The sequence below is a fragment of the Citrobacter sp. CK195 genome, assembly GCF_030333365.1.
Lineage (GTDB): Bacteria > Pseudomonadota > Gammaproteobacteria > Enterobacterales > Enterobacteriaceae > Citrobacter_B > Citrobacter_B koseri.
This window is the reverse complement of the sequence record NZ_JAOWGB010000024.1, coordinates 48,204-70,178: the sequence shown is the minus strand read 5'-3', so window position 1 is coordinate 70,178 and position 21,975 is coordinate 48,204. Positions and strand designations below refer to the sequence as shown.

Below are 21,975 nucleotides of genomic sequence, written 5' to 3'. Positions count from 1 at the left end.
AATTAACTATAGAAAAGAGCGAGAGATGGCGTAAAAATTTCGGCTAAAAAACAGACAATGCACTGGCAAACGGGCGGGCATGGCATACAATTACAGTATCAACACAAACCGGAACCTCCACCACGTGCTCGACTGAGGGGTGTTGATGTCGGGGGAAACCCTCCCGTGAACCAACGGGATAGAGCGAAAGACAAAGACCGGAAACAAACTAAAGCGCCCTTGCGGCGCTTTAGTTTTATGCGCGGCGATATGGCGCTCGCTTATCCGGCCTACGCGCGTCCCGGCGAAACGACATTTAATCATCTTCCAGCAATCGCGCCCCTGTTCCCTGCGTACCGAGCTGATCGCCGGGGTTGCGCAGCGGGCAATCGCTACGCGACAAACAGCCGCAGCCGATGCAGCCGTCCAGCTCATCACGCAACGCCACCAGAGTATGAATACGTCTGTCCAGCTCCTCGCGCCATTGCGAAGAAAGCTGCTTCCACTCCTTTGCGCTCAACGTATGCCCCTCAGGCAATACGCCAAACGCTTCGCCAATGGTCGCCAGAGGAATGCCAATACGTTGAGCAATCTTGATGATCGCCACATAGCGCAGCACATCGCGCTTATATCGCCGCTGATTGCCGCCATTACGGACACTGCTGATAAGCCCTTTGCTCTCATAAAAGTGCAGCGCCGATACCGCCACACCGCTACGTTTCGCCACCTCACCCGGCGTAAGCAGGGACTTTATACGCGGTAATTTCTTTTCCATAAATCGCTTTACCTCAAGTTAACTTGAGGAATTATACTCGCCCGCAGACAAAACGACGAATCGAACACTGAGAAAGAGGCAGCAATATGTCCCATCAGCAGATAATTCAGACCCTTATTGAATGGATTGATGAACATATCGACCAACCGCTGAACATTGATGTGGTCGCAAAAAAATCAGGTTACTCGAAGTGGTATTTACAGCGGATGTTCCGCACGGTGATGCATCAGACGCTGGGCGACTATATTCGTCAGCGCCGACTCCTGCTGGCCGCCGTAGAGCTACGAACGACCGAGCGCCCCATTTTTGATATCGCGATGGATCTGGGATATGTGTCGCAACAGACATTTTCGCGCGTCTTCCGCCGCGAGTTTGACCGCACGCCCAGCGACTACCGTCATCGCCTGTAACCTTACTGCCCGCGCTGCATCAGGAGTGCGGGCGACTGTTGCAACCACTGAATAAACGCCTGCGGCGGCATCGCCTTCGCAAAATACCATCCCTGACAATACTGAACGCCGCGCTTGAACAGCCAGTTCACCTGATCTGCCGTTTCCACGCCTTCAGCAATGGCCTTCAGGTGTAAGCTTTGCGCCATTTCGATGATATGTTCCGCGATCAGATGGCTGGTGCTATTGGTGGTCAGCGTGTCGATAAAGGATTTATCAATCTTCAGAATATCGACATTCAATGAATACAGGTTGTGCAGGTTTGAATACCCTGTTCCAAAATCATCAATCGCCACTTCAAAACCCGCCTGACGAAATGCCTGAATAACCGGCGTGGTTTTCGGCACGTCAATAAAGCCGCGCTCCGTCACTTCCACCTTAATTTGTTGCGCAAGAACGGAATGCTGGCGGGCTTTCTCCGCAATTAACGCGATAAGCCGGGAGGAGTGGAAATCAGAAGCGGAGAGATTAATAGAGATATAAAGATGAGGTTGCGAGGCGAGAAAATGTCCCAGATCGTTGAATACTTCTTCCACCACGTAATCGGTAATCTGCGCAATCATCCCCTCTTTTTCAGCCAGCGGGATAAACTCTGCCGGGCTCATCACCTGCCCTTCAAAACCAGGCCAGCGCAATAGCGCCTCCGCCCCCACGCATTTTTCATTTTGAATATCAATAATAGGCTGATAATAAAGACGCAGTTGACGTTTATCGATCGCTCGCTGCAACAAACGGCGCGGTGAATGATATTCCTCGCGCGTACGCGACCACATCAATAACACAATGATGCTACAGATAATGCCTAACGGCAGCGTTAACGTCGCCTGATGGTACAGGTTCTGATAGAAACGCGCGTTATCAGTGGAAACAATTATCGCGATCGGACGTTTTTCTGAATGGGCAATGGTATAGAAGCGATTATTTTGCTGAAAGGTAGATTCATCACGGTGCAGCAACGGTAATAATTGTTCGACGTTTGCCTGCTCGCTCACGGAGAAAAAGGAGTTCGTCACCGTATCATATACGCCCCAGGCCAGAGTGGGATCGTCTGACATCACCTCGCTGTAAGACAACGGATTTATTACCGCGACATAGTGTCCTCTTTGCATATACGTCATTTTGTAGCCAGCAAAGAACGGCGTATCACGATAGTAATAAATAGAAACGTCTGGTTCTCGTTTATAATCTGCGGCAGGGATAATATAAGGACTGGCAGGCGCCATTACCGTAGAGCATAAAAAATGATCGTCTTGCGCATAAATTAACTCGCTGATATACAGACGACCACGAATAATATCCTGCATTCGTTTTTGATGCGCAGGAGTACAGGCTTTTCCCTGATACTGCTGTATCGCGTCGCGGGCCAGCTCCACCTGCTGGACAACCAGTTCCGTTTTTTCTAATGCCAGCTCGGCAAAAGAGTGCAGTTGATTACGGGTTTCAGACACCGCCCGCATGTGGGCAAACCATAGCGCCAGCATCACGGGGAGTAATACCACCATGATTGTTCCAAGGAATCTCAGCAACTTTCGTTGCGCGCTATGATTCATTTCGGCCCTGTATCCCTGAATTGTCTGTGCCTGTCATCATCAAGGCGGATGCTATAACAAACAGGTGATTACGTTGCATGAATTAAGCGACATTAGCAACAGACTTTTCCTGGTAAAAGTCTGATATTGACGGATGACGATAATATTTTCCCGTAAGGCAAACTTAAAGTTATGCTTATTTTTATTAGGGAATATTCTAATCCAAAAGGAGTAAGAATTTTCCAGGGTTTTTCCCGATTAATGCAGAAAAATTAAGTTAAATTTCCAGGCTGGTTAATTTTCCGGCGCTAATAAAATGGTAATAAAAATACATCTTCAATAACCAGCTCCATAATCTTCCGGTATAGCCCCCTTCAGATACCCACACTTAATTTGTGGTTATAAAGCGCACAAAAAAGGGTGCCCTGCACTGGCTAACAAACAATTTATTGTGATATAGTTCACAAAAATAATGAAACAGAAACGTTGTTTCATTCAGTGTCGATGTCATGCCCGTCGATAGCCAGAGTGTACCACGCCTTCCGTGAGCAACGCCGCGCTGTCCAGGGCACCTGCTATTCTCAGAGGAAATGTTTCATGGCTACCATAACCACTGGCGTGGTTCTTCTCCGCTGGCAACTGCTGAGCGCTGTGCTCATGTTTTTAGCCAGCACGCTCAATATTCGCTTTCGTAAATCCGACTATATCGGACTCGCGGTGATCAGTAGCGGCCTTGGCGTCGTGTCGGCCTGCTGGTTTGCAACCGGGTTACTCGGCATCACTCTGATGGATGTCTCCGCAATCTGGAACAATATCGAAGCCGTGATGGTAGAAGCTATGAGCCATACCCCGCCAGAGTGGCCGATGGTGTTGACCTGATGCTGATATAAGCCTCCGCCCGGAGGCTTTTTTATTCTCTCAAAAACAGCCAGTTAACCTTTATCCCGCTAAAATCGCCGTATCATTTATTGTAATGAGAACTATTCTCATATTAACATCCCCGCCGTGATGATTAACTTTTGATACTTTTCCGCTATGCCGACTCCAGTTCAGTGCGCTCCTTTAACGTTTGAATCGCTGTATCGCGCGCATCACGGCTGGCTGACGCACTGGCTGGCGCGAAAGTTACAGTCGGCGTTCGACGCCGACGACGTCGCCCAGGACACCTTCCTGCGTATTATTAACGGTGAATCTCTGACGGCGATTCGCGACCCAAAGTCGTTTCTCTGCACCGTCGCCAAACGGGTGATGATCGACCTTTTCCGCCGCAATGCGCTGGAAAAAGCGTATCTGGAGATGCTTGCGCAGTTACCCGAAACGCTGGCGCCTTCCGCTGAAGAAAAGCAGTCGCATCTCGAAACGCTGCAACTTGTCGACAGGATGCTGGACGGGTTGAGCGCCAAAGCGAGAACGGCCTTCCTGCTTTCTCAGCTTGACGGGCTGACCTACAGCGCCATCGCGCAACGTCTGAATGTTTCCGTCAGTTCGGTGAAAAAGTACGTCGCGAAAGCCACGGAACACTGCCTGCTGTTCCGCCTGGAGCATGATCTGTGAAAACCTCCCTCACCGATGCCCGCCGCCAGGCGCTACGTTCAGCCTCACACTGGTATGCCGTTTTAAGCGGGGAGCGCGTAAGCCCCCAGCAGGAAGCGCGCTGGCAGCAGTGGTATGAACAAGATCAGGATAATCAATGGGCCTGGCAGCAGGTCGAAAACCTGCGCTGCCAGATGAGCAGCGTCCCCGGCAAACTCGCCAGCCACACGCTGAAAGACAGCCGCCTGACGCGCCGCCACGTACTGAAAGGGTTGCTGTTGCTGGTCTGCGCGGGCGGCAGCTGGCAGCTCTGGCGATCGGAGTTGGGCGAAGGCCTGCGTGCTGATTATCGTACCGCCCGGGGGCAGACTCGCCAGCAGACGCTGGAGGATGGCACGTTGCTTTCGCTGAATACCGACAGCGCGGTTAACGTGCGATTTGACGGTAGCCAGCGCCAGATCCAGCTCTGGTACGGCGAGATCGCCATTACCACCGGTAAAGACGCGCTGCAACGCCCGTTTCGTGTACAGACGCGCCAGGGCCAGCTCACCGCATTGGGTACGGAATTTACCGTGCGCCAGGACGGCGATGAAACCGTCCTTAGCGTCCGCCAACATGCAGTCGAAGCGATTCTCGCCGGAGATCCGCAACAAAAACGGGTTATTCAGCAAGGTGAAACGGTGCGCTTCAGCGCCTCGCAGTTTGGCGACGTCGCATCATTGAATGACGAGTCTGCAAGCTGGACGCAGGGCGTGTTAAGTTTCAGCGACAAACCTCTGGGCGACGTCATCGCCACGCTCTCGCGCTACCGGCACGGCATACTGCGTTGTGACCCGGCCGTTGCCGGATTACGCCTGACAGGGACGTTCCCGCTCGGCAACACCGATGCCGTACTGAATGCGATCGCGAAAACGCTTCCTGTGAAAATTCAGTTTGTTACGCGCTACTGGGTCACGCTGTCTCCCGCCATTTAAACGATAACGAAAAAAATTATCATTTTTATTGTCCCTTTTGCCCCGCTCGTTCGACTTCATAACTGAATACAAATAAAGAAATGATGATGGAGACGTGATGGCCTTTCATAACACAGCACCTCTGGTGATGGCGATTCGTTTAAGCCTGCTTCCGCTTGCCGGACTGGCTTCACTGCCTGCATTTGCCACGCAGTTCGATATTGCCGCCGGAGACTTAGACAAAGCACTTAATCAATACGCTGCCCGCAGCGGCATTATTATGTCAGTGGATGCTTCGCTCACGCGGGGCAAACACAGCGACGGACTGCACGGCGACTACGCGCTTGAAGATGGCCTGCGCACGCTGCTAAAGGGGAGCGGCCTACAGGAAAAATCGTTAGGCGATAACACCTGGACGCTGGAAGCCGCCCCGGTTGCCAGCGAGGACTCGTTGACCGTAGTCGGCGACTGGCTGGGTGAAGCCCGGGAAAACGACGTGTTCGAACATGCCGGCGCGCGTGACGTTATCCGTCGGGATGATTTCACCAAAACCGGCGCGACGACCATGCGCGAAGCGCTGAACCGTATCCCCGGCGTCAACGCCCCGGAAAACAACGGCACCGGCAGCCATGACCTGGCGATGAACTTCGGTATTCGCGGCCTTAACCCACGCCTGGCCAGCCGCTCGACGGTATTGATGGACGGCATCCCCGTACCTTTTGCGCCATACGGTCAGCCGCAGCTGTCGCTCGCGCCGGTCTCTCTGGGCAATATGGATGCCGTTGACGTGGTGCGCGGCGGCGGCGCGGTGCGCTATGGGCCGCAAAGCGTGGGTGGTGTGGTGAACTTCGTGACCCGCGCGATTCCGCAGGATTTCGGTATTGAAGCCGGCGTTGAAGGGCAACTCAGCCCCACCTCGTCGCAAAACAATCCAAAAGAGACGCACAACCTGATGGTAGGCGGAACGGCGGATAACGGTTTCGGCACGGCCCTGCTCTACTCCGGCACGCGCGGCAGCGACTGGCGCGAACACAGCAACACCCGTATCGACGACGTGATGCTGAAAAGCAAATATGCGCCTGACGAGGTACACACCTTCAATAGCCTGCTGCAATACTATGACGGTCACGCCGATATGCCCGGCGGCCTGTCCCGCGCCGACTACGACGCAGATCGCTGGCAGTCCACGCGCCCGTATGACAGCTTCTGGGGCCGCCGCCAGCTTGCCAGTCTGGGATATCAATACCAACCCGACAGCCAGCACAAATTCAATGTTCAGGGTTTCTACACCCGCACCCTGCGCAGCGGTTATTTAGAGCAAGGAAAACGCATTACGCTCTCACCGCGCTACTACTGGGTTCGCGGCATTGAACCGCGCTACAGCCAGAGTTTTATGATTGGCCCGTCTGCGCATGAAGTCGGCGTAGGCTATCGCTATGTCAATGAATCCACGCATGAAATGCGTTACTACACCGCAACCACCAGCGGTCAGTTGCCGTCAACATCCAGCCCTTATGACCGTGATACGCGTTCAGGGACCGAAGCTCACGCCTGGTATCTCGATGACAAAATTGATATCGGCAACTGGACCATTACGCCAGGTATGCGTTTTGAGCACATTGAATCCTACCAGGACAACAACGTTAAAGGTACGCACGAAGAGGTGAGCTACAACGCTCCGCTTCCGGCGCTTAACGTCCTCTACCACCTCACTGACAGCTGGAATCTTTATGCCAACACTGAAGGCTCGTTCGGCACCGTACAGTACAGTCAAATTGGCAAGGCTGTGCAAAGCGGCAATGTGGAACCGGAAAAAGCGCGAACCTGGGAAGTCGGAACCCGATTCGACAACGGCGCGCTGACGGCGGAAATGGGGCTGTTCCTGATTAACTTTAATAATCAGTACGACTCCAACCAGACTAACGATACGGTCACCGCCCGTGGCAAAACCCGTCATACCGGGCTGGAAACGCAGGTACGTTACGATCTCGGCGATATGACGCCCACGCTGGAAAATGTCGCCGTTTACGCTAACTACGCGTACGTTAACGCCGAAATTCGCGAAAAAGGCGACACTTACGGCAATCAGGTGCCGTTCTCACCGAAGCATAAAGGGACGCTGGGCGTGGATTACAAACCCGGCAACTGGACGTTCAACCTGAACAGCGATTTCCAGTCCAGCCAGTTTGCCGACAACGCCAATACTGTGAAAGAGAGCGCGGACGGCAGCACCGGGCGTATTCCGGGTTACATGCTGTGGGGCGCGCGCGTGGCGTATGACTTCGGCCCCGAGATGGCCAACCTGAACCTCGCGTTTGGCGTGAAGAATATCTTCGACCACGAGTATTACACCCGCTCGTATGATGACAACAACAAAGGCATCTATGCCGGACAGCCGCGAACGCTGTATCTGCAAGGGTCACTGAAGTTCTGATTGTTCATTTGTTGCCGGGTGGCGGCGTAAATGCCTTACCCGGCCTACAGAGTGACGTAGGCCAGGTAAGCGCAGCGCCATCCGGCAACCGGAGTTGACTATGTTTGCTTTTATTCGCGTTTATTTTTTCAGCCTGATCGTCCTGGCTGCGCCGGTTTTTGCTGTGACGGTGCAGGATGAACACGGCGCCTTTACCCTGAATAAAACGCCGCAACGGATTGTCGTACTGGAACTGTCGTTTGCCGATGCGCTGGCGGCGGTGAACGTCAGTCCGGTGGGGATCGCCGATGACAACGATCCCACGCGTCTGCTGCCGGAAGTGCGCCAGATTATTGGGCAATGGCAGCCCGTCGGCACCCGCGCTCAGCCGAGCCTTGAGGCGATCGGCGCGCTAAAGCCTGACCTGATTATCGCTGACAGCAGCCGCCACGCAGGGATTTACGCCGCGCTGCAAGAGATCGCCCCCGTGTTGTTGCTCAAATCCCGTAATGAAACGTACGCCGAAAATCTGCAATCCGCTGCGATCATCGGGAAAGTATCAGGTAAAGATGCCGAAATGCAAAAACGACTGACGTTGCATCGGGAACGTATGCGCGCATTTGCCGCCCACTTGCCGAAAGGGGCCAGCGTGGTATTCGGCACCTCACGCGAACAGCAGTTTAATCTGCACAGCCGCGAATCGTATACGGGCGGCGTGCTCGCTGCGCTGGGTCTGCGCGTGCCGGAGGCAATCAGCTCTGCGCCAATGACCACGATTAATCTGGAGCGGCTACTGGCGCTCGATCCGCAGTGGCTGATTGTCGCGCACTACCGCCAGGAGAGCATCGTTAAACGCTGGCAGCAGGATACGTTGTGGTCCATGCTCCAGGCGTCGCAACACCACCAGGTTGCCGCTGTCGATAGCAATAGCTGGGCGCGGATGCGCGGGATTTTCGCTGCGGAACGCATTGCCGGCGATACGGTGAAAATCTTTCATCACCAGACGCCTGATACCACGCAATGAGGACATTGATCATTTGGGGAGCGCCCGTACTGGCGCTCCTGGCAGCGTTCTGGCTGAGCCTGTTCTGCTACTCGGCGATCCCGATTTCACCCGTCAGTGCTCTGCATGCCCTGTTTCCTTCTTCAACGCCTCCGCTTTCGGAGGCGTTGGTGCGTAATTTACGTCTGCCGCGCAGCCTGGTGGCATTGCTGATTGGCGCCAGCCTTGCCCTGGCGGGAACATTGCTGCAAACCCTGACCCATAACCCGCTGACCTCCCCTTCTCTGACCGGCATTAACAGCGGTGCGGCACTGGCGATAGCGTTAACCAGCGCATTCAGCCCCATGCTGCTCAGCGGGTATTCCATCGCGTTTATCGCCGCCGCAGGCGGAGGCCTCGCCTGGCTTCTGGTGATGCTGGCTGGCGGCGGCTGGCGACAGGAGCCAGACCGCAACAAACTGATTCTCGCCGGAATCGCGCTCTCCGCGCTGTGTATGGCGCTGACCCGCATCACGCTGTTATTGGCGGAAGACCACGCTTACGGCATTTTTTCATGGCTGGCGGGCGGTATTGCCCATGTGCGCTGGGCTGAGTTCTGGCAGCTCTTTCCTTTTGTTCTGGTGATTATTCCCGTCATGCTGCTGCTGGCGAACGCCCTTAATCTGCTCAACGTCAGCGATGTCGCCGCACACACGCTCGGCGTAAACCTGTTTCGGCTGCGGCTTACCGTCAATATCGGCGTGCTGGTGCTGGTCGGCGCCTGCGTCAGCGTGGCGGGGCCGGTGGCGTTTATCGGCCTGTTAATGCCGCATCTGGCCAGGGCGTGGTCAGGTCACGACCAGCGTAAGTTGCTGCCGATGAGCCTGCTGATGGGCGCAACGTTTATGCTGCTGGCGGATATTCTGGCGCGAGCGCTGGCCTGGCCGGGCGAGCTTCCGGCAGGCGCAGTGCTGGCGCTGATTGGCGCGCCGTGTTTTGTCTGGCTGGCAAGGAGGCGTGGATGAAAGCCTTTATTCTGCTCATCACGTTGCTCCTGCTGAGTATCACCGCGCTGCTGTCATTGCGTCTGGGCGTGGTTCCCCTGCCCTGGTCCGCGCTGATCGATGGCTGGCATACCGATCACGAGCACCACTATGTTCTGACCCAGTATCGTCTGCCGCGACTGCTGCTGGCGATATTCGTCGGCGCCGCCCTGGCGATTTCCGGCGTACTGGTGCAAGGCATCGTGCGTAATCCGCTGGCCTCGCCGGATATTTTAGGGGTGAACCATGCCGCCAGTCTGGCGACGGTAAGCGCACTCATGCTGCTGCCATCGCTGTCGGTCGTCTGGCTGCCGCTGCTGGCATTTGTAGGCGGGCTTTGTGCGCTGATCTTGCTGCGTGCGATTGCGGGTCGCTCCTCCCCCCTGCGTCTGGCGTTAATCGGCGTGGCGTTGTCGGCAACCTGGGCCAGCCTGACGGATTACCTGATGCTCTCCCGCCCGCAGGACGTTAACAACGCGCTGCTGTGGCTGACCGGCAGTTTATGGGGACGCGGCTGGTCGTTTGTGTATGTGGCGCTGCCGGTAATGCTGGCGCTTATTCCACTCAGCGCCTGGTTTTGCCGCGATCTGGATCTGCTGGCGCTGGGCGATGATAGCGCCAGCACGCTCGGCGTCCCGGTCAGTCGGATGCAGCGCCAGGGATTGCTCCTCGCCGTCGCGCTGGCAGCCACCAGTGTGGCTGTTTGCGGGCCGATAGCTTTCGTCAGCCTGGTCGTGCCCCACCTGACCCGACGCCTGCTGGGAGGGCGCCATCACTGGCTACTGCCCGGCGCTGCGCTAATCGGCGCATTTGTCTTAACGCTGGCCGATTTGCTGGCAAGGATCATTAACCCTCCCACGGAGCTTCCGGCAGGCATGCTCACCGCCATTATCGGCGCGCCGTGGTTTATCTGGTTGCTTGTGAGGATGCGCTAAATGGATATCAGATGTGAAAACCTGACTGCCGGATACGGTGATAAACGCATTCTTGACGGCCTGTCGGTTACGCTACCCGCCGGGCAGATCACCGCATTACTGGGGCCTAATGGCTGCGGCAAATCGACGCTGCTGAAATGCCTTGCCCGCCTGCTCATACCGCAATCCGGCACCTTGCACATTGCGGGTAAGCCGCTGTCGGCCTTCTCACCCCGCGCGCTTTCGCGTCACCTGGCGCTACTGCCGCAACAGCACATGACGCCGGAAGGGATCACCGTGCGGGAACTGGTCAGCTATGGCCGCAGCCCGTGGCTGCCGCTGTGGGGGCGGCTTTCTCGCGACGACCATCAGCATGTCAACCGGGCAATGGCGCAGACGCACACTGACGCGCTGGCAGACAGGCGGCTGACGGAGCTGTCCGGCGGTCAGCGGCAGCGCGTGTTTCTGGCGATGGTGTTAGCGCAGGATACGCCCATTGTATTACTGGACGAACCCACCACCTGGCTCGACATTAATCATCAGGTGGAGTTGATGGCGCTCATGCAGATGCTAAAACAGGCGGGAAAAACGGTCGTGACGGTACTGCACGATCTGAATCAGGCAAGTCGCTATTGCGATCATCTTGTCGTGCTGGCGCAGGGGAATGTGATTGCGCAAGGGCAACCTGTTGATGTGATGCAACCAGAATTATTACGCAAGGTATTTCAGGTTGATGCGGAAATTCACCCTGAACCGCTGACAGGAAAACCAATGTGTATTATTCGTTAGTCTGCTAGCCATATTTTTACCTGTCCAGAGCAGTCTGTTCATCCTGTCAGACTGCTCATCAAAAATATATTCTTATGCCCTTTATTTTTATTCTCTGTCATTAACTTTAAATATTTAAAAGTTATGTAAGGAACACTATATTTAGTGTTTTTCAACCCAGATATTTAACGAAGGCGTAGGTTGAAATCCCGCTAATTACCGCGATGATGATTGCAAAAATAACCAGTAACATCAATCGCCTACCGCTATATATTCCTAACATAATTACCTCCTTTACTAAATTTACACTTCCATCAAAACACTGAAAATATACGCTACAAGCGTTATCTAACCATCAAGATAAAATAATCTTTAACGAAACACCATTGATTAATGTCAATAGTTCAGACTCTTTATTTTAATAGTATAAGCGCGATTCAAAACATTATGCATTTTATACTTCGAGGAATTTTAAATTGACCAGAATGCCGAATAAAAATCGTCTCCATTCTGCGCCATGCGTTGAAAAAAAACCGTACCAGCAATCTGTTAACGAGGTACTTGAAAAAAAGCAGAGTCAGCCTTCCGGGCTGACGCAAAATGAAGCCAGCGCGCGCCTCGCGCAGCATGGGCCTAACGCGCTGCCAGAAAAAGCAGGCAAACCGGCATGGTTACGCTTCCTGGCGCATTTCCACGATGTTCTGATTTATGTCCTGATCGCTGCGGCGGTGCTGACTGCGGTAATGGGTCATTGGGTGGATACGGCCGTCATTTTGGGTGTTGCCGTTATCAACGCGCTGATTGGCCACATTCAGGAAAATAACGCGGAAAAGTCGCTGAAAAGCATCCGCAATATGCTGTCGAACTCAGCGGTCGCTATCCGCAACGGTCAACATGAAACCGTCCCCACAACCGAACTGGTGGTGGGCGATATCGTCGTGCTGCGCGCAGGCGATCGCATCCCGGCAGATCTTCGCGTTATGGAAGCCCATAACCTGCGGGTTGAAGAGGCCATCCTGACGGGCGAGTCCACCGTTGTCGATAAAACAGCCGACACCCTTACCGGCGAACTGCCGTTAGGCGATCGTAAAAATCTGCTGTTCTCCGGCACCACCATCAGCGCAGGCGCCGGGCTGGGCGTGGTTATCGCCACCGGTGAAGAGACTGAACTCGGCCACATCAACCAGATGATGACGGGCATTGAGAAGCACCGTACCCCGCTGCTGGTTCAGATGGATAAACTCGGCAAAGCCATTTTCGCCATTATCGTCGCCATGATGGCAGGACTATTTGTGTTCAGTCTGCTGCTGCGCGATATGCCGATGGGCGAACTGCTGCTTTCTCTGATTAGCCTTGCCGTCGCGGCCGTACCGGAAGGGCTACCCGCGATCATCTCGATTATTCTGTCGCTCGGCGTACAGACGATGGCCCGCAAACGCGCCATTATCCGCAAGCTGCCGACGGTCGAGACGCTGGGTGCGATGTCCGTGATCTGTTCCGATAAAACGGGCACCCTGACCATGAATGAGATGACGGTAAAAGCCATTATTACGGCGGACAAAAATTACCGCGTTCAGGGCAACAGCTATGAGCCAATGGGCGAGATCCATACTGAGGAGAGCGACGCTGCGGTAGAGATCCTGCCCGGCAGCCTGCTGGAGAACTACCTTCGCACTATCGACCTGTGTAATGACAGCCAATTGATTCAGGACGAAAACGGTCACTGGGGCATCACCGGCGGGCCAACGGAAGGGGCTTTAAAAGTGCTGGCGGCAAAAGCGCGCCTTCCCGCCATTGAAACTGAACTGCGCAGCAAAATCCCGTTCGATTCGCAGTACAAATACATGGCGACGCACCATCGCATTGGAAATGAAGAGCGCGTACTGGTGACCGGCGCGCCAGATGTGTTGTTTAAACTGTGCCAGCTACAGCAAACCGCTACCGGTACTGAAGCCTTTACGCAAAATCACTGGGAAGCGGAGATCGCGCGCTATGCGAAAGAAGGTCTGCGCATGGTTGCGGCAGCCTGGAAGCCAGGGCGTGCAGAAGCCGCCTCTCTCACCCATGAGTGCCTGAATGACGGCCTGATCTTCCTGGGCATCGCAGGCATGATGGACCCGCCGCGTCCAGAGGCCATTGACGCAATCCAGGCCTGCCAGCAGGCGGGGATTCGCGTGAAGATGATCACCGGCGATCACCCGCAAACGGCCATGAGTATCGGTGGCATGCTGGGGATTCATAACAGCACCCACGCGGTAACGGGCTACGAACTGGAGCAGATGGACGATGCGGCATTAGCCGAAGCCGCTGTCACCTACGACATCTTTGCCCGCACCAGCCCCGAACATAAACTGCGTCTGGTGAAGGCACTGCAAAACAAAGGCGAGATTGTCGGTATGACCGGCGACGGAGTCAACGACGCCCCCGCGCTGAAGCAGGCGGACGTCGGCATCGCGATGGGCATCAAAGGCACGGAAGTGACAAAAGAAGCCGCTGACATGGTACTGACGGACGACAACTTCGCCACCATCGCCAGCGCCGTGCAGGAGGGGCGTCGCGTTTACGACAACCTGAAGAAAACGATTCTGTTCATCATGCCCACCAACCTGGCACAGGGTCTGCTGATCATCATTGCCCTGTTGGCTGGGAACCTGATCCCGCTCACGCCGGTACTGATTCTGTGGATGAACATGGCGACCTCCGCCACGCTGTCGTTCGGGCTAGCATTTGAAGCCGGTGAGCGCAACATCATGCGACGCCCGCCACGCCAGAGTAATGAGAACGTCATGGATGCCTTTGCTATCTGGCGCGTCGGTTTTGTCGGAACGTTAATTGCGGCCTGCGCCTTTGCGCTGGAAGCCTGGTTGCAGCCTCGCGGCCACAGCCCGGAGTTTATCCGTACCGTGCTGTTGCAGACGCTGGTCACCGCACAGTGGGTATATATGCTCAACTGCCGGGTTTCGGATGGTTTCTCGCTGGGACGCGGGCTGCTGATGAATAAAGGCATCTGGATGGTCAGCGGCATTCTGTTGCTGTTACAGCTAGCGATTATCTATATGCCTTTCATGCAGATGCTGTTTGGCACAGAAGCGCTGCCGCTGCGTTACTGGGGCATAACCTTCGCTATCGGCGCAGTGCTGTTCTGCATTGTGGAGACAGAGAAACCGCTCACCCGTAAATTCCGCCGGAAATAGCCGGCGGTTCACCGCGAAGCAAAAAGCCTCCCGTAGCGGAGGCTTTTTTTTTGCCGATGGGGGAAGGGTTTTGTAGGCCCGGTAAGCGAAGCGCCACCGGGCATGGCGACGGATGGCGGCACAAGCGCCTTACCCGGCCTACGGGAGAGGGGTTTTGTCGGCCCGGTAAGCGAAGCGCCACCGGGCAGGCAGATTAACGAATGACCATCACCGGAATTTTCGCGTATCGCAAAATATTCGCCGCAGCCGAACCGAGCAAATGCGTTGCAATACCCGGCTTGCGCGAACCGATGATAATCATCTCGGCGTTATGCGCTTCTACCGCGTTATTTACTTCATCACGAATATTGCCATGACGGACTTCAAAACGAATATTCTCCAACGGCGTTTTGAATTTTCTCGCAAGGTTAAGCATTTTTTCTTGCGCGTCATTCGTCATGTATTCCTCGTATTTTCTGATATCCGAGGCAAAACCACGCATTGGGGAGGTACCCAGTTTAGGGAACACATGCAGCAGATGGATCACGCCGTTTTCTTTGTCCACCATATGATCAGCGTAGGCAATGGCTTTGTCAGAGAGATCCATCGCCAGAATATCAACGGGCATTAAAATGACTTTATTCATGATGATTTCCTTAAGTTAGCTGACAGGCCAATCACATATCCCTGAAAAGACCTGGCAAGATTCAGCATTCATTTGACCAAAATAACGGGGGAATAATAATCAATAATACCCTGTCTTTTTTGATCATAAGCAAGAAAGGAAATAACCCATAAAGTCTGTAGATATATTTACGTCCGGTGACAAAACTGACAAGCTTGCTATTTAATTGCACGCTATTTCAGCCAAAAAAAAGCTCCCGTGAAGGGAGCCTTTTTAATTCATCAGAACGGGATGTCGTCGTCGAAATCCATTGGCGGTTCGTTAGACGGTGCCGGAGCGGATTGTTGCTGTGGACGGGACTGCGCGCCGCCGCTGAACTGGTTGCCGCCCTGCGGTTGCTGAGGCTGACCCCAACCGCCCTGCTGCTGACCGCCGCCCATATTGCCGCCAGCCGGAGCGCCACCGCCCTGACGGCCACCCAGCATCTGCATGGTGCCGCCAACGTTGACCACCACTTCAGTGGTGTATTTGTCCTGACCGGACTGATCGGTCCATTTACGGGTACGCAACTGACCTTCAATGTAAACCTGAGAACCTTTACGCAGATATTCGCTGGCCACTTCCGCCAGTTTGCCGAACAGCACAACGCGGTGCCATTCCGTCTGCTCTTTCATCTCACCGGTCTGCTTATCACGCCAGGATTCGGAAGTAGCCAGCGTAATGTTGGCAACTGCGCCACCATTTGGCATGTAGCGTACTTCCGGGTCCTGGCCCAGATTACCGACGAGAATCACCTTGTTTACGCCTCTGCTGGCCATGATCGAGTCTCCTGAAAAACGTTTCTGAATAAGTGTAAACGCGCGATTGTAGCATTACCAATAGCGTTTTTACTACGATGCGAGGCTGATTCCAGTAAACAACCTTGGGCGGACATTGTTACACAGTAGCCTGTGTTTTGCATTCCAATACTGTATATCCATTCAGGTTGAGTTGTGTCATAATTAACCGTTTGTGATCGCCGGTAGCGCCATGCGGCCGGGAAAAAGCGTTTTAATCCGGGAAAGGTGAATGGATAAGATCGAAGTTCGGGGCGCCCGCACCCATAATCTCAAAAACATCAACCTCGTCATCCCGCGCGACAAACTGATTGTCGTCACCGGGCTTTCGGGTTCTGGCAAATCCTCGCTCGCTTTTGACACCTTGTATGCCGAAGGGCAGCGTCGCTACGTTGAATCCCTTTCCGCGTATGCGCGTCAGTTTCTGTCTTTGATGGAAAAACCAGATGTCGACCATATTGAGGGGCTGTCGCCCGCTATCTCAATTGAGCAGAAATCGACATCCCATAACCCGCGCTCTACGGTAGGTACAATTACCGAAATACATGACTATCTGCGTCTTCTGTTCGCCCGCGTGGGTGAACCGCGCTGCCCGGATCATGACGTCCCACTGGCGGCGCAAACCGTCAGCCAGATGGTGGATAATGTGCTGTCTCAGCCGGAAGGCAAACGCCTGATGCTGCTGGCGCCCATTATTAAAGAGCGCAAAGGCGAGCACGCTAAAACGCTGGAAAACCTGGCCAGCCAGGGCTACATCCGCGCCCGTATTGATGGCGAGGTCTGCGATCTCTCCGATCCGCCGAAGCTGGAGCTGCAAAAGAAACACACCATTGAGGTCGTGATCGATCGTTTCAAAGTCCGTAGCGATCTGTCCCAGCGCCTGGCGGAATCTTTTGAAACCGCGCTGGAACTCTCCGGCGGCACCGCGATCGTCGCGGATATGGACGATACGAAAGCGGAAGAGCTGCTCTTCTCCGCCAACTTCGCCTGCCCAATTTGCGGCTACAGTATGCGCGAGCTGGAACCGCGTCTGTTCTCGTTTAACAACCCGGCGGGAGCCTGCCCGACCTGCGACGGCCTCGGCGTACAGCAATATTTCGATCCCGATCGCGTGATCCAGAACCCGGAGCTTTCTCTGGCTGGCGGCGCGATTCGCGGCTGGGATCGCCGTAACTTCTATTATTTCCAGATGCTGAAATCACTGGCGGAACACTATAAGTTCGACGTGGAAGCGCCGTGGGGAAGTCTGAGTCAGAACGTGCATAAAGTCGTTCTGTACGGTTCCGGCAAAGAGAGCATCGGGTTCAAATACATCAACGATCGTGGCGACACCTCCGTGCGTCGCCATCCGTTCGAAGGCGTGCTGCACAACATGGAGCGCCGTTACAAAGAGACGGAGTCCAGCGCGGTACGTGAAGAGTTAGCTAAATTCATCAGCAACCGTCCGTGCGCCAGCTGTGAAGGCACGCGTCTGCGCCGTGAAGCACGTCATGTCTTCGTCGAGAATACTCCGCTGCCTGCGATCTCCGACATGAGCATCGGCCATGCGATGGACTTCTTCAACAATCTCAAGCTCGCAGGCCAGCGAGCAAAGATTGCGGAGAAGATCCTCAAGGAGATTGGCGACCGCCTCAAGTTCCTGGTAAACGTCGGCCTCAACTACCTGACGCTGTCCCGCTCGGCAGAGACCTTGTCCGGCGGCGAAGCCCAGCGTATCCGTCTGGCCAGCCAGATTGGCGCGGGGCTGGTAGGCGTGATGTATGTGCTGGATGAACCGTCTATCGGTCTCCATCAGCGCGATAACGAACGTTTGCTGGGAACGCTGATTCACCTGCGTAACCTCGGCAATACCGTGATTGTGGTGGAGCATGACGAAGACGCCATCCGCGCCGCCGACCATGTGATCGATATCGGCCCCGGCGCTGGCGTACACGGCGGTCAGGTCGTAGCCGAAGGGCCGTTGGAGGCGATTATGGCGGTGCCGGAATCCCTCACCGGCCAGTACATGAGCGGCAAACGCAAGATTGAAGTGCCGAAACAGCGCGTTCCCGCGAACCCGGAGAAAGTGCTGAAGCTGACCGGCGCGCGCGGCAACAACCTGAAAGACGTCACCCTGACGCTGCCGGTTGGCCTGTTTACCTGTATTACCGGCGTATCCGGGTCGGGTAAGTCTACGCTTATCAACGACACGCTGTTCCCGATTGCCCAGCGCCAGTTAAACGGGGCGACCATTGCGGAACCTGCGCCGTATCGTGATATTCAGGGGCTGGAGCATTTCGACAAAGTCATCGACATCGACCAGAGTCCGATTGGCCGTACGCCGCGCTCTAACCCGGCAACGTATACCGGCGTGTTTACGCCCGTACGTGAGCTGTTCGCTGGCGTGCCGGAATCACGCTCACGCGGCTATACGCCGGGACGTTTCAGCTTTAACGTGCGCGGCGGGCGCTGCGAAGCCTGTCAGGGCGACGGCGTCATCAAGGTTGAAATGCACTTCCTGCCGGATATTTACGTACCGTGCGACCAGTGCAAAGGCAAGCGCTATAACCGCGAAACGCTGGAGATTAAGTACAAGGGCAAGACTATCCACGAAGTGCTGGATATGACCATCGAAGAAGCGCGCGAATTTTTTGACGCCGTTCCGGCGCTGGCGCGTAAGCTGCAAACGTTGATGGACGTGGGTCTGACCTACATCCGTCTCGGTCAGTCCGCCACCACGCTCTCCGGCGGTGAAGCACAGCGCGTGAAGCTGGCGCGTGAATTGTCGAAACGCGGCACCGGGCAGACGCTGTACATTCTGGATGAACCGACCACCGGTCTGCATTTTGCCGATATTCAGCAACTGCTGGACGTGCTGCACCAGTTGCGCGATCAGGGCAACACCATTGTGGTGATTGAGCACAACCTGGACGTCATTAAGACGGCGGACTGGATTGTCGATCTCGGCCCGGAAGGCGGCAGCGGCGGCGGCGAAATTCTTGTTTCCGGGACGCCGGAGACGGTCGCAGAGTGTGAAGCGTCACATACTGCCCGTTTCCTCAAGCCAATGCTGTAATAATGCCCGATGGCGCTGCGCTTATCGGGCCTACAGAATATGCGTAATAGTTTGTAGGCTCGATAAGGCGCTTGCGCCGCATCCGGCAAAACGGCTCACGGCTGCACCAACAGCTTACGCTTGTCCTCCGGCAGAGTACTTACCGCCAGTTGATAAGAGGCATCCACCAGATAATAGATTTGCGAATCAGGTAGCGAACCGTCCAGGTAGACGGTGCTCCAGTGCGCTTTATTAAGATGTCGGCTTGGTCGCACATCGCTGTGTTGCTGGCGCAGCAACTCCGCCAGTTCAGGGCTGGTTTTCAAAGATACCGCCGGGCGATTTTCCACCTCTTTCACCATGGCAAAAAGCACATCTTCAACCTTGATTTGTGTGGCTTTCCAGTCACTGTGAACGCTCTGTTCCGCGCCTGTTTTTGCCATGCAATATTGCAGTAACTCCGAATTGGTCATCTTCTTATTCCCCTTTTAAGCATATTGCCCCACTGAGAACGTCTCTTACTCAGTTTGCAGCAAGTCCGCCAAAGGTAAAAGCCAGCAGCTCAATTTTGTTCAAAAAAACAGCGATTGAGAATCTTACCGGATGATGCCACTGTAGGCCGGATAAGGTGCCTGCACCGCCATCCGGCACCCGTGCCGCTTATTGCCTGATGGCGACGCTAATGCGTTTTATCAGTCCTGGGGCAAAAGGTTCCGCCGGTTTTAATATTCCGAGTTCACAATCACCTCTTCCCCAAACGCGCCGGCCTGCGGCAACGGTTTATAGGTAGAGTTGGAGGCGCGCAGGATGCGGATGCCACGAATGCCCGCGTCACGGGCTGCCGTAATGTCATTGTCGGAGTCGCCGTAGAAGATGCGGATATTTTTCTCCTGTAGCCACTGCGTTTTGGTGTTCTGGCCCGGCTTGTCGCCTGCAAAAATCACAGGATTCATATTGGCTGCGGGAATGTGGAAATCATCAGCCAGCGTTTTCGAGACGGTTTCGGTTTTCGTCTGGCTCCGCCCCGTGACAAAAAAGATGCTGTCGCCACGCCGGACGTGCATATCAATAAGCAGACGCGCCACCTCTTTCGGAATGCTGAACTCATCCCAGCCGTTGTTCATCTTCTCCCAGAATGCCGGATTTTTCAGATAATCCTCGCTTTCTGGCGAATAGACTTTTTTGCCGCGCCAGAAGCCAGGGCTGGAAAACAGCACGGTGTCATCAATATCAAACCCGACAGCAATGGGAGGACGACCCGCCAGGCTATTTTCGATCTGCGCGACAGAAACCCAATGGATGGGAGACTGCTCGGCGAGTTTCGCAACATTGGTGCCAGGATTTAGCGGCGACGGCGAGGACGCCAGGGCGATTGCTGAATTATTTAACGTGAAAAGTAAACAAAAGGCGCTCAAGGCCAGGGTTATCTTGCGCATATTTTTCCCTAAATAGTCAGTTAGTTATGATTTTTAATTATATTGACTGGTCAAAAAACTCTCTGACCATAACCCCAGCGGCAGGTGAAAGGAAGAATTTTCTGCGGTTTTGTTACAGAAAAAGAGGATGATCACATATGAATGGAGGGGGCAGCGCTACCGCTTACCGGGCCTACGAGTTGCTTTGTAGGCCGGATAAGGCAACGCCGCCATCCGGCAGGTCGCCCGGTGGCGCTGCCGCTTACCGGGTCTACGGGCTGCTTTGTAGGCCGGATAAGGCAACGCCGCCATCCGGCAACACAATCACTTACATCACCGCAGCAAACGCCTTCGCCACGCGCTGGACATTGCCGGAATTCAGACCCGCCACGCACATGCGTCCGCTGGCGATCAGGTAGACGCCGAACTCATCACGCAGACGGTCCACCTGTGCAGCGCTCAGGCCGGTATAGCTGAACATGCCGCGCTGTTGCAGCAGATAATCAAAGTTACGGCCCGGTATCTCGGCGTTCAGGACATTCACCAGTTCCTGACGCATCGCCAGGATACGCGTGCGCATTGCTTCCACTTCCGCCAGCCAGCTGGCTTTGAGCGCCTCATCGTTCAGTACGGCGGCAACCACCTGCGCGCCAAAATTCGGCGGGCTGGAGTAGTTACGGCGCACGGTGGCTTTGAGCTGACCCAACACGCGGCCTGCGGCCTCAGCGTCTTCACAGACCACCGAAAGCCCGCCCACACGTTCGCCATACAGCGAGAAGATCTTCGAGAAAGAGTTACTGACCAGCGCGGGCAATCCGGCGCTGGCAATGGCGCGAATCGCGTAGGCATCATCTTCCATACCTGCGCCAAATCCCTGATAGGCAATGTCGAGGAATGGAATCAACTCACGCGCTTTCAGGATCTCAATAACCGCATCCCACTGCGAATGGGTTAAATCAGCACCGGTCGGGTTATGGCAGCACGGATGCAGCAGCACAATGCTGCGAGCAGGCAAGGTGTTGAGGGTCGTCAGCAAGTCTTTGAAACGCACGCCGTTAGTGGCGTTGTCATACCAGGGGTAAGTACTTACTTCGAAACCAGCGCCTTCAAAAATTGCGATGTGGTTTTCCCAGGTCGGGTCACTGACCCACACGGCGGATTCAGGAAAATAACGCTTCAGGAAATCCGCCCCTACCTTCAGCGCGCCAGAACCGCCCAGCGTCTGGATTGTCGCCACGCGTTGCTGCTGAAGAACCGGATGATCGGCGCCAAACAGCAACGGCGCAATGGTATGGCGATAGGTATTGAGACCTTCCATTGGCAGGTACAGTGACGCGCCGTGCGGCTGCGCATTAATCCGGGCTTCCGCTTCGGCAACGGCTTTAAGCTGAGGAATGATGCCCTCTTCGTTGTAATACAGACCGATGCTGAGATTCACTTTGTCGCTACGCGAATCCTCTTTGAAACGCTCCATAAGCGAAAGAATCGGGTCGCCAGCGTAGGCGTCAACTTTTTGAAACACGCTGTGGTTCTCCAGGTTTACAGGCAGGGGGT

The 21,975-nt window shown here is 54.9% G+C and carries 18 protein-coding genes; 11 read left to right on the top strand and 7 right to left on the bottom strand.

Translation table 11 applies throughout. The features are described from left to right. Positions 1-295 precede the first annotated feature (295 nt). Positions 296-754 (bottom strand): redox-sensitive transcriptional activator SoxR, encoded by a 459-nt coding sequence (gene soxR, locus OGX93_RS11530; protein ID WP_049011570.1) that lies wholly within the window; start codon positions 752-754, stop codon positions 296-298. An 86-nt stretch (positions 755-840) separates the two neighbouring features. On the opposite strand from soxR, the gene soxS reads away from it, so the two are divergent. Next, complete coding sequence (gene soxS, locus OGX93_RS11525; RefSeq protein WP_012134599.1) at positions 841-1,164, top strand: superoxide response transcriptional regulator SoxS; 324 nt, start codon at positions 841-843, stop codon at positions 1,162-1,164. 2 nt (positions 1,165-1,166) lie between these two features. On the opposite strand, the gene pdeC is transcribed toward soxS, so the two are convergent. Then, positions 1,167-2,753: a cyclic di-3',5'-guanosine monophosphate phosphodiesterase PdeC gene (gene pdeC, locus OGX93_RS11520; protein ID WP_012134600.1), complete on the bottom strand. Its 1,587-nt coding sequence runs from the start codon at positions 2,751-2,753 to the stop codon at positions 1,167-1,169. A 576-nt stretch (positions 2,754-3,329) separates the two neighbouring features. On the opposite strand from pdeC, the gene OGX93_RS11515 reads away from it, so the two are divergent. The 9 genes from OGX93_RS11515 (at position 3,330) to OGX93_RS11475 (ending at position 14,532) form a co-directional block, all read left to right on the top strand. Then, complete coding sequence (locus OGX93_RS11515; protein ID WP_012134601.1) at positions 3,330-3,611, top strand: YjcB family protein; 282 nt, start codon at positions 3,330-3,332, stop codon at positions 3,609-3,611. Positions 3,612-3,767: 156 nt separating this feature from the next. Continuing rightward, positions 3,768-4,286 (top strand): ferric citrate uptake sigma factor FecI, encoded by a 519-nt coding sequence (gene fecI / locus OGX93_RS11510; protein ID WP_134769878.1) that lies wholly within the window; start codon positions 3,768-3,770, stop codon positions 4,284-4,286. Continuing rightward, positions 4,283-5,239, top strand: a complete 957-nt coding sequence (gene fecR / locus OGX93_RS11505; RefSeq protein WP_012134603.1) for a ferric citrate uptake sigma factor regulator FecR — start codon at positions 4,283-4,285, stop codon at positions 5,237-5,239. The genes fecI and fecR overlap by 4 nt, the downstream gene beginning before the upstream one ends. A 97-nt stretch (positions 5,240-5,336) precedes the next feature. Continuing rightward, positions 5,337-7,652 carry a TonB-dependent Fe(3+) dicitrate receptor FecA gene (fecA, locus tag OGX93_RS11500; RefSeq protein ID WP_275147849.1) on the top strand — a complete coding sequence of 772 codons (2,316 nt, stop codon included), beginning with the start codon at positions 5,337-5,339 and terminating at the stop codon, positions 7,650-7,652. Between the two features lie 100 nt (positions 7,653-7,752). Next, a complete protein-coding gene (locus OGX93_RS11495) occupies positions 7,753-8,655 on the top strand; it encodes a Fe(3+) dicitrate ABC transporter substrate-binding protein FecB (protein WP_200097148.1) in 903 nt (300 codons plus the stop codon). Then, positions 8,652-9,638 (top strand): iron-dicitrate ABC transporter permease FecC, encoded by a 987-nt coding sequence (fecC, locus tag OGX93_RS11490; protein WP_286449938.1) that lies wholly within the window; start codon positions 8,652-8,654, stop codon positions 9,636-9,638. Before OGX93_RS11495 ends, fecC begins: the two co-directional genes overlap by 4 nt. Next, positions 9,635-10,591: a Fe(3+) dicitrate ABC transporter permease subunit FecD gene (fecD, locus tag OGX93_RS11485; RefSeq protein ID WP_286449939.1), complete on the top strand. Its 957-nt coding sequence runs from the start codon at positions 9,635-9,637 to the stop codon at positions 10,589-10,591. The genes fecC and fecD overlap by 4 nt, the downstream gene beginning before the upstream one ends. Beyond that, the gene (fecE, locus tag OGX93_RS11480; protein WP_049011979.1) at positions 10,592-11,359 is read left to right on the top strand and encodes a Fe(3+) dicitrate ABC transporter ATP-binding protein FecE; all 768 of its coding nucleotides are present in this window, start codon (positions 10,592-10,594) and stop codon (positions 11,357-11,359) included. It abuts the gene before it with no gap. A gap of 455 nt (positions 11,360-11,814) precedes the next feature. Further along, a complete protein-coding gene (locus OGX93_RS11475; RefSeq protein ID WP_407204375.1) occupies positions 11,815-14,532 on the top strand; it encodes a cation-transporting P-type ATPase in 2,718 nt (905 codons plus the stop codon). Between the two features lie 193 nt (positions 14,533-14,725). On the opposite strand, the gene OGX93_RS11470 is transcribed toward OGX93_RS11475, so the two are convergent. Further along, positions 14,726-15,157 carry a universal stress protein gene (locus tag OGX93_RS11470; protein WP_012134612.1) on the bottom strand — a complete coding sequence of 144 codons (432 nt, stop codon included), beginning with the start codon at positions 15,155-15,157 and terminating at the stop codon, positions 14,726-14,728. A gap of 260 nt (positions 15,158-15,417) precedes the next feature. Beyond that, positions 15,418-15,954: a single-stranded DNA-binding protein SSB1 gene (ssb1, locus tag OGX93_RS11465; RefSeq protein WP_047459655.1), complete on the bottom strand. Its 537-nt coding sequence runs from the start codon at positions 15,952-15,954 to the stop codon at positions 15,418-15,420. 250 nt (positions 15,955-16,204) lie between these two features. On the opposite strand from ssb1, the gene uvrA reads away from it, so the two are divergent. Further along, positions 16,205-19,027, top strand: coding sequence for an excinuclease ABC subunit UvrA (gene uvrA / locus OGX93_RS11460; protein WP_286449940.1), 2,823 nt, complete (start codon positions 16,205-16,207; stop codon positions 19,025-19,027). 95 nt (positions 19,028-19,122) lie between these two features. Here uvrA and OGX93_RS11455 read toward each other — a convergent pair whose 3' ends face one another. The 3 genes from OGX93_RS11455 to tyrB form a co-directional block, all read right to left on the bottom strand. Continuing rightward, the gene (locus tag OGX93_RS11455) at positions 19,123-19,479 is read right to left on the bottom strand and encodes an MmcQ/YjbR family DNA-binding protein (protein WP_012134615.1); all 357 of its coding nucleotides are present in this window, start codon (positions 19,477-19,479) and stop codon (positions 19,123-19,125) included. A gap of 249 nt (positions 19,480-19,728) precedes the next feature. Continuing rightward, positions 19,729-20,442 carry an acid phosphatase AphA gene (gene aphA / locus OGX93_RS11450; protein WP_012134616.1) on the bottom strand — a complete coding sequence of 238 codons (714 nt, stop codon included), beginning with the start codon at positions 20,440-20,442 and terminating at the stop codon, positions 19,729-19,731. Positions 20,443-20,749: 307 nt separating this feature from the next. Beyond that, a complete protein-coding gene (gene tyrB / locus OGX93_RS11445) occupies positions 20,750-21,943 on the bottom strand; it encodes an aromatic amino acid transaminase (protein ID WP_286449941.1) in 1,194 nt (397 codons plus the stop codon). Positions 21,944-21,975: the final 32 nt, after the last annotated feature.

Bases quoted from the DNA above. Each gene is read 5' to 3' on its own strand.
- soxR (WP_049011570.1), bottom strand. From the start codon at position 754: ATGGAAAAGAAATTACCGCGTATAAAGTCCCTGCTTACGCCGGGTGAG.
- soxS (WP_012134599.1), top strand. From the start codon at position 841: ATGTCCCATCAGCAGATAATTCAGACCCTTATTGAATGGATTGATGAA.
- pdeC (WP_012134600.1), bottom strand. From the start codon at position 2,753: ATGAATCATAGCGCGCAACGAAAGTTGCTGAGATTCCTTGGAACAATC.
- OGX93_RS11515 (WP_012134601.1), top strand. From the start codon at position 3,330: ATGGCTACCATAACCACTGGCGTGGTTCTTCTCCGCTGGCAACTGCTG.
- fecI (WP_134769878.1), top strand. From the start codon at position 3,768: ATGCCGACTCCAGTTCAGTGCGCTCCTTTAACGTTTGAATCGCTGTAT.
- fecA (WP_275147849.1), top strand. From the start codon at position 5,337: ATGGCCTTTCATAACACAGCACCTCTGGTGATGGCGATTCGTTTAAGC.
- OGX93_RS11495 (WP_200097148.1), top strand. From the start codon at position 7,753: ATGTTTGCTTTTATTCGCGTTTATTTTTTCAGCCTGATCGTCCTGGCT.
- fecC (WP_286449938.1), top strand. From the start codon at position 8,652: ATGAGGACATTGATCATTTGGGGAGCGCCCGTACTGGCGCTCCTGGCA.
- fecD (WP_286449939.1), top strand. From the start codon at position 9,635: ATGAAAGCCTTTATTCTGCTCATCACGTTGCTCCTGCTGAGTATCACC.
- fecE (WP_049011979.1), top strand. From the start codon at position 10,592: ATGGATATCAGATGTGAAAACCTGACTGCCGGATACGGTGATAAACGC.
- OGX93_RS11470 (WP_012134612.1), bottom strand. From the start codon at position 15,157: ATGAATAAAGTCATTTTAATGCCCGTTGATATTCTGGCGATGGATCTC.
- ssb1 (WP_047459655.1), bottom strand. From the start codon at position 15,954: ATGGCCAGCAGAGGCGTAAACAAGGTGATTCTCGTCGGTAATCTGGGC.
- uvrA (WP_286449940.1), top strand. From the start codon at position 16,205: ATGGATAAGATCGAAGTTCGGGGCGCCCGCACCCATAATCTCAAAAAC.
- OGX93_RS11455 (WP_012134615.1), bottom strand. From the start codon at position 19,479: ATGACCAATTCGGAGTTACTGCAATATTGCATGGCAAAAACAGGCGCG.
- aphA (WP_012134616.1), bottom strand. From the start codon at position 20,442: ATGCGCAAGATAACCCTGGCCTTGAGCGCCTTTTGTTTACTTTTCACG.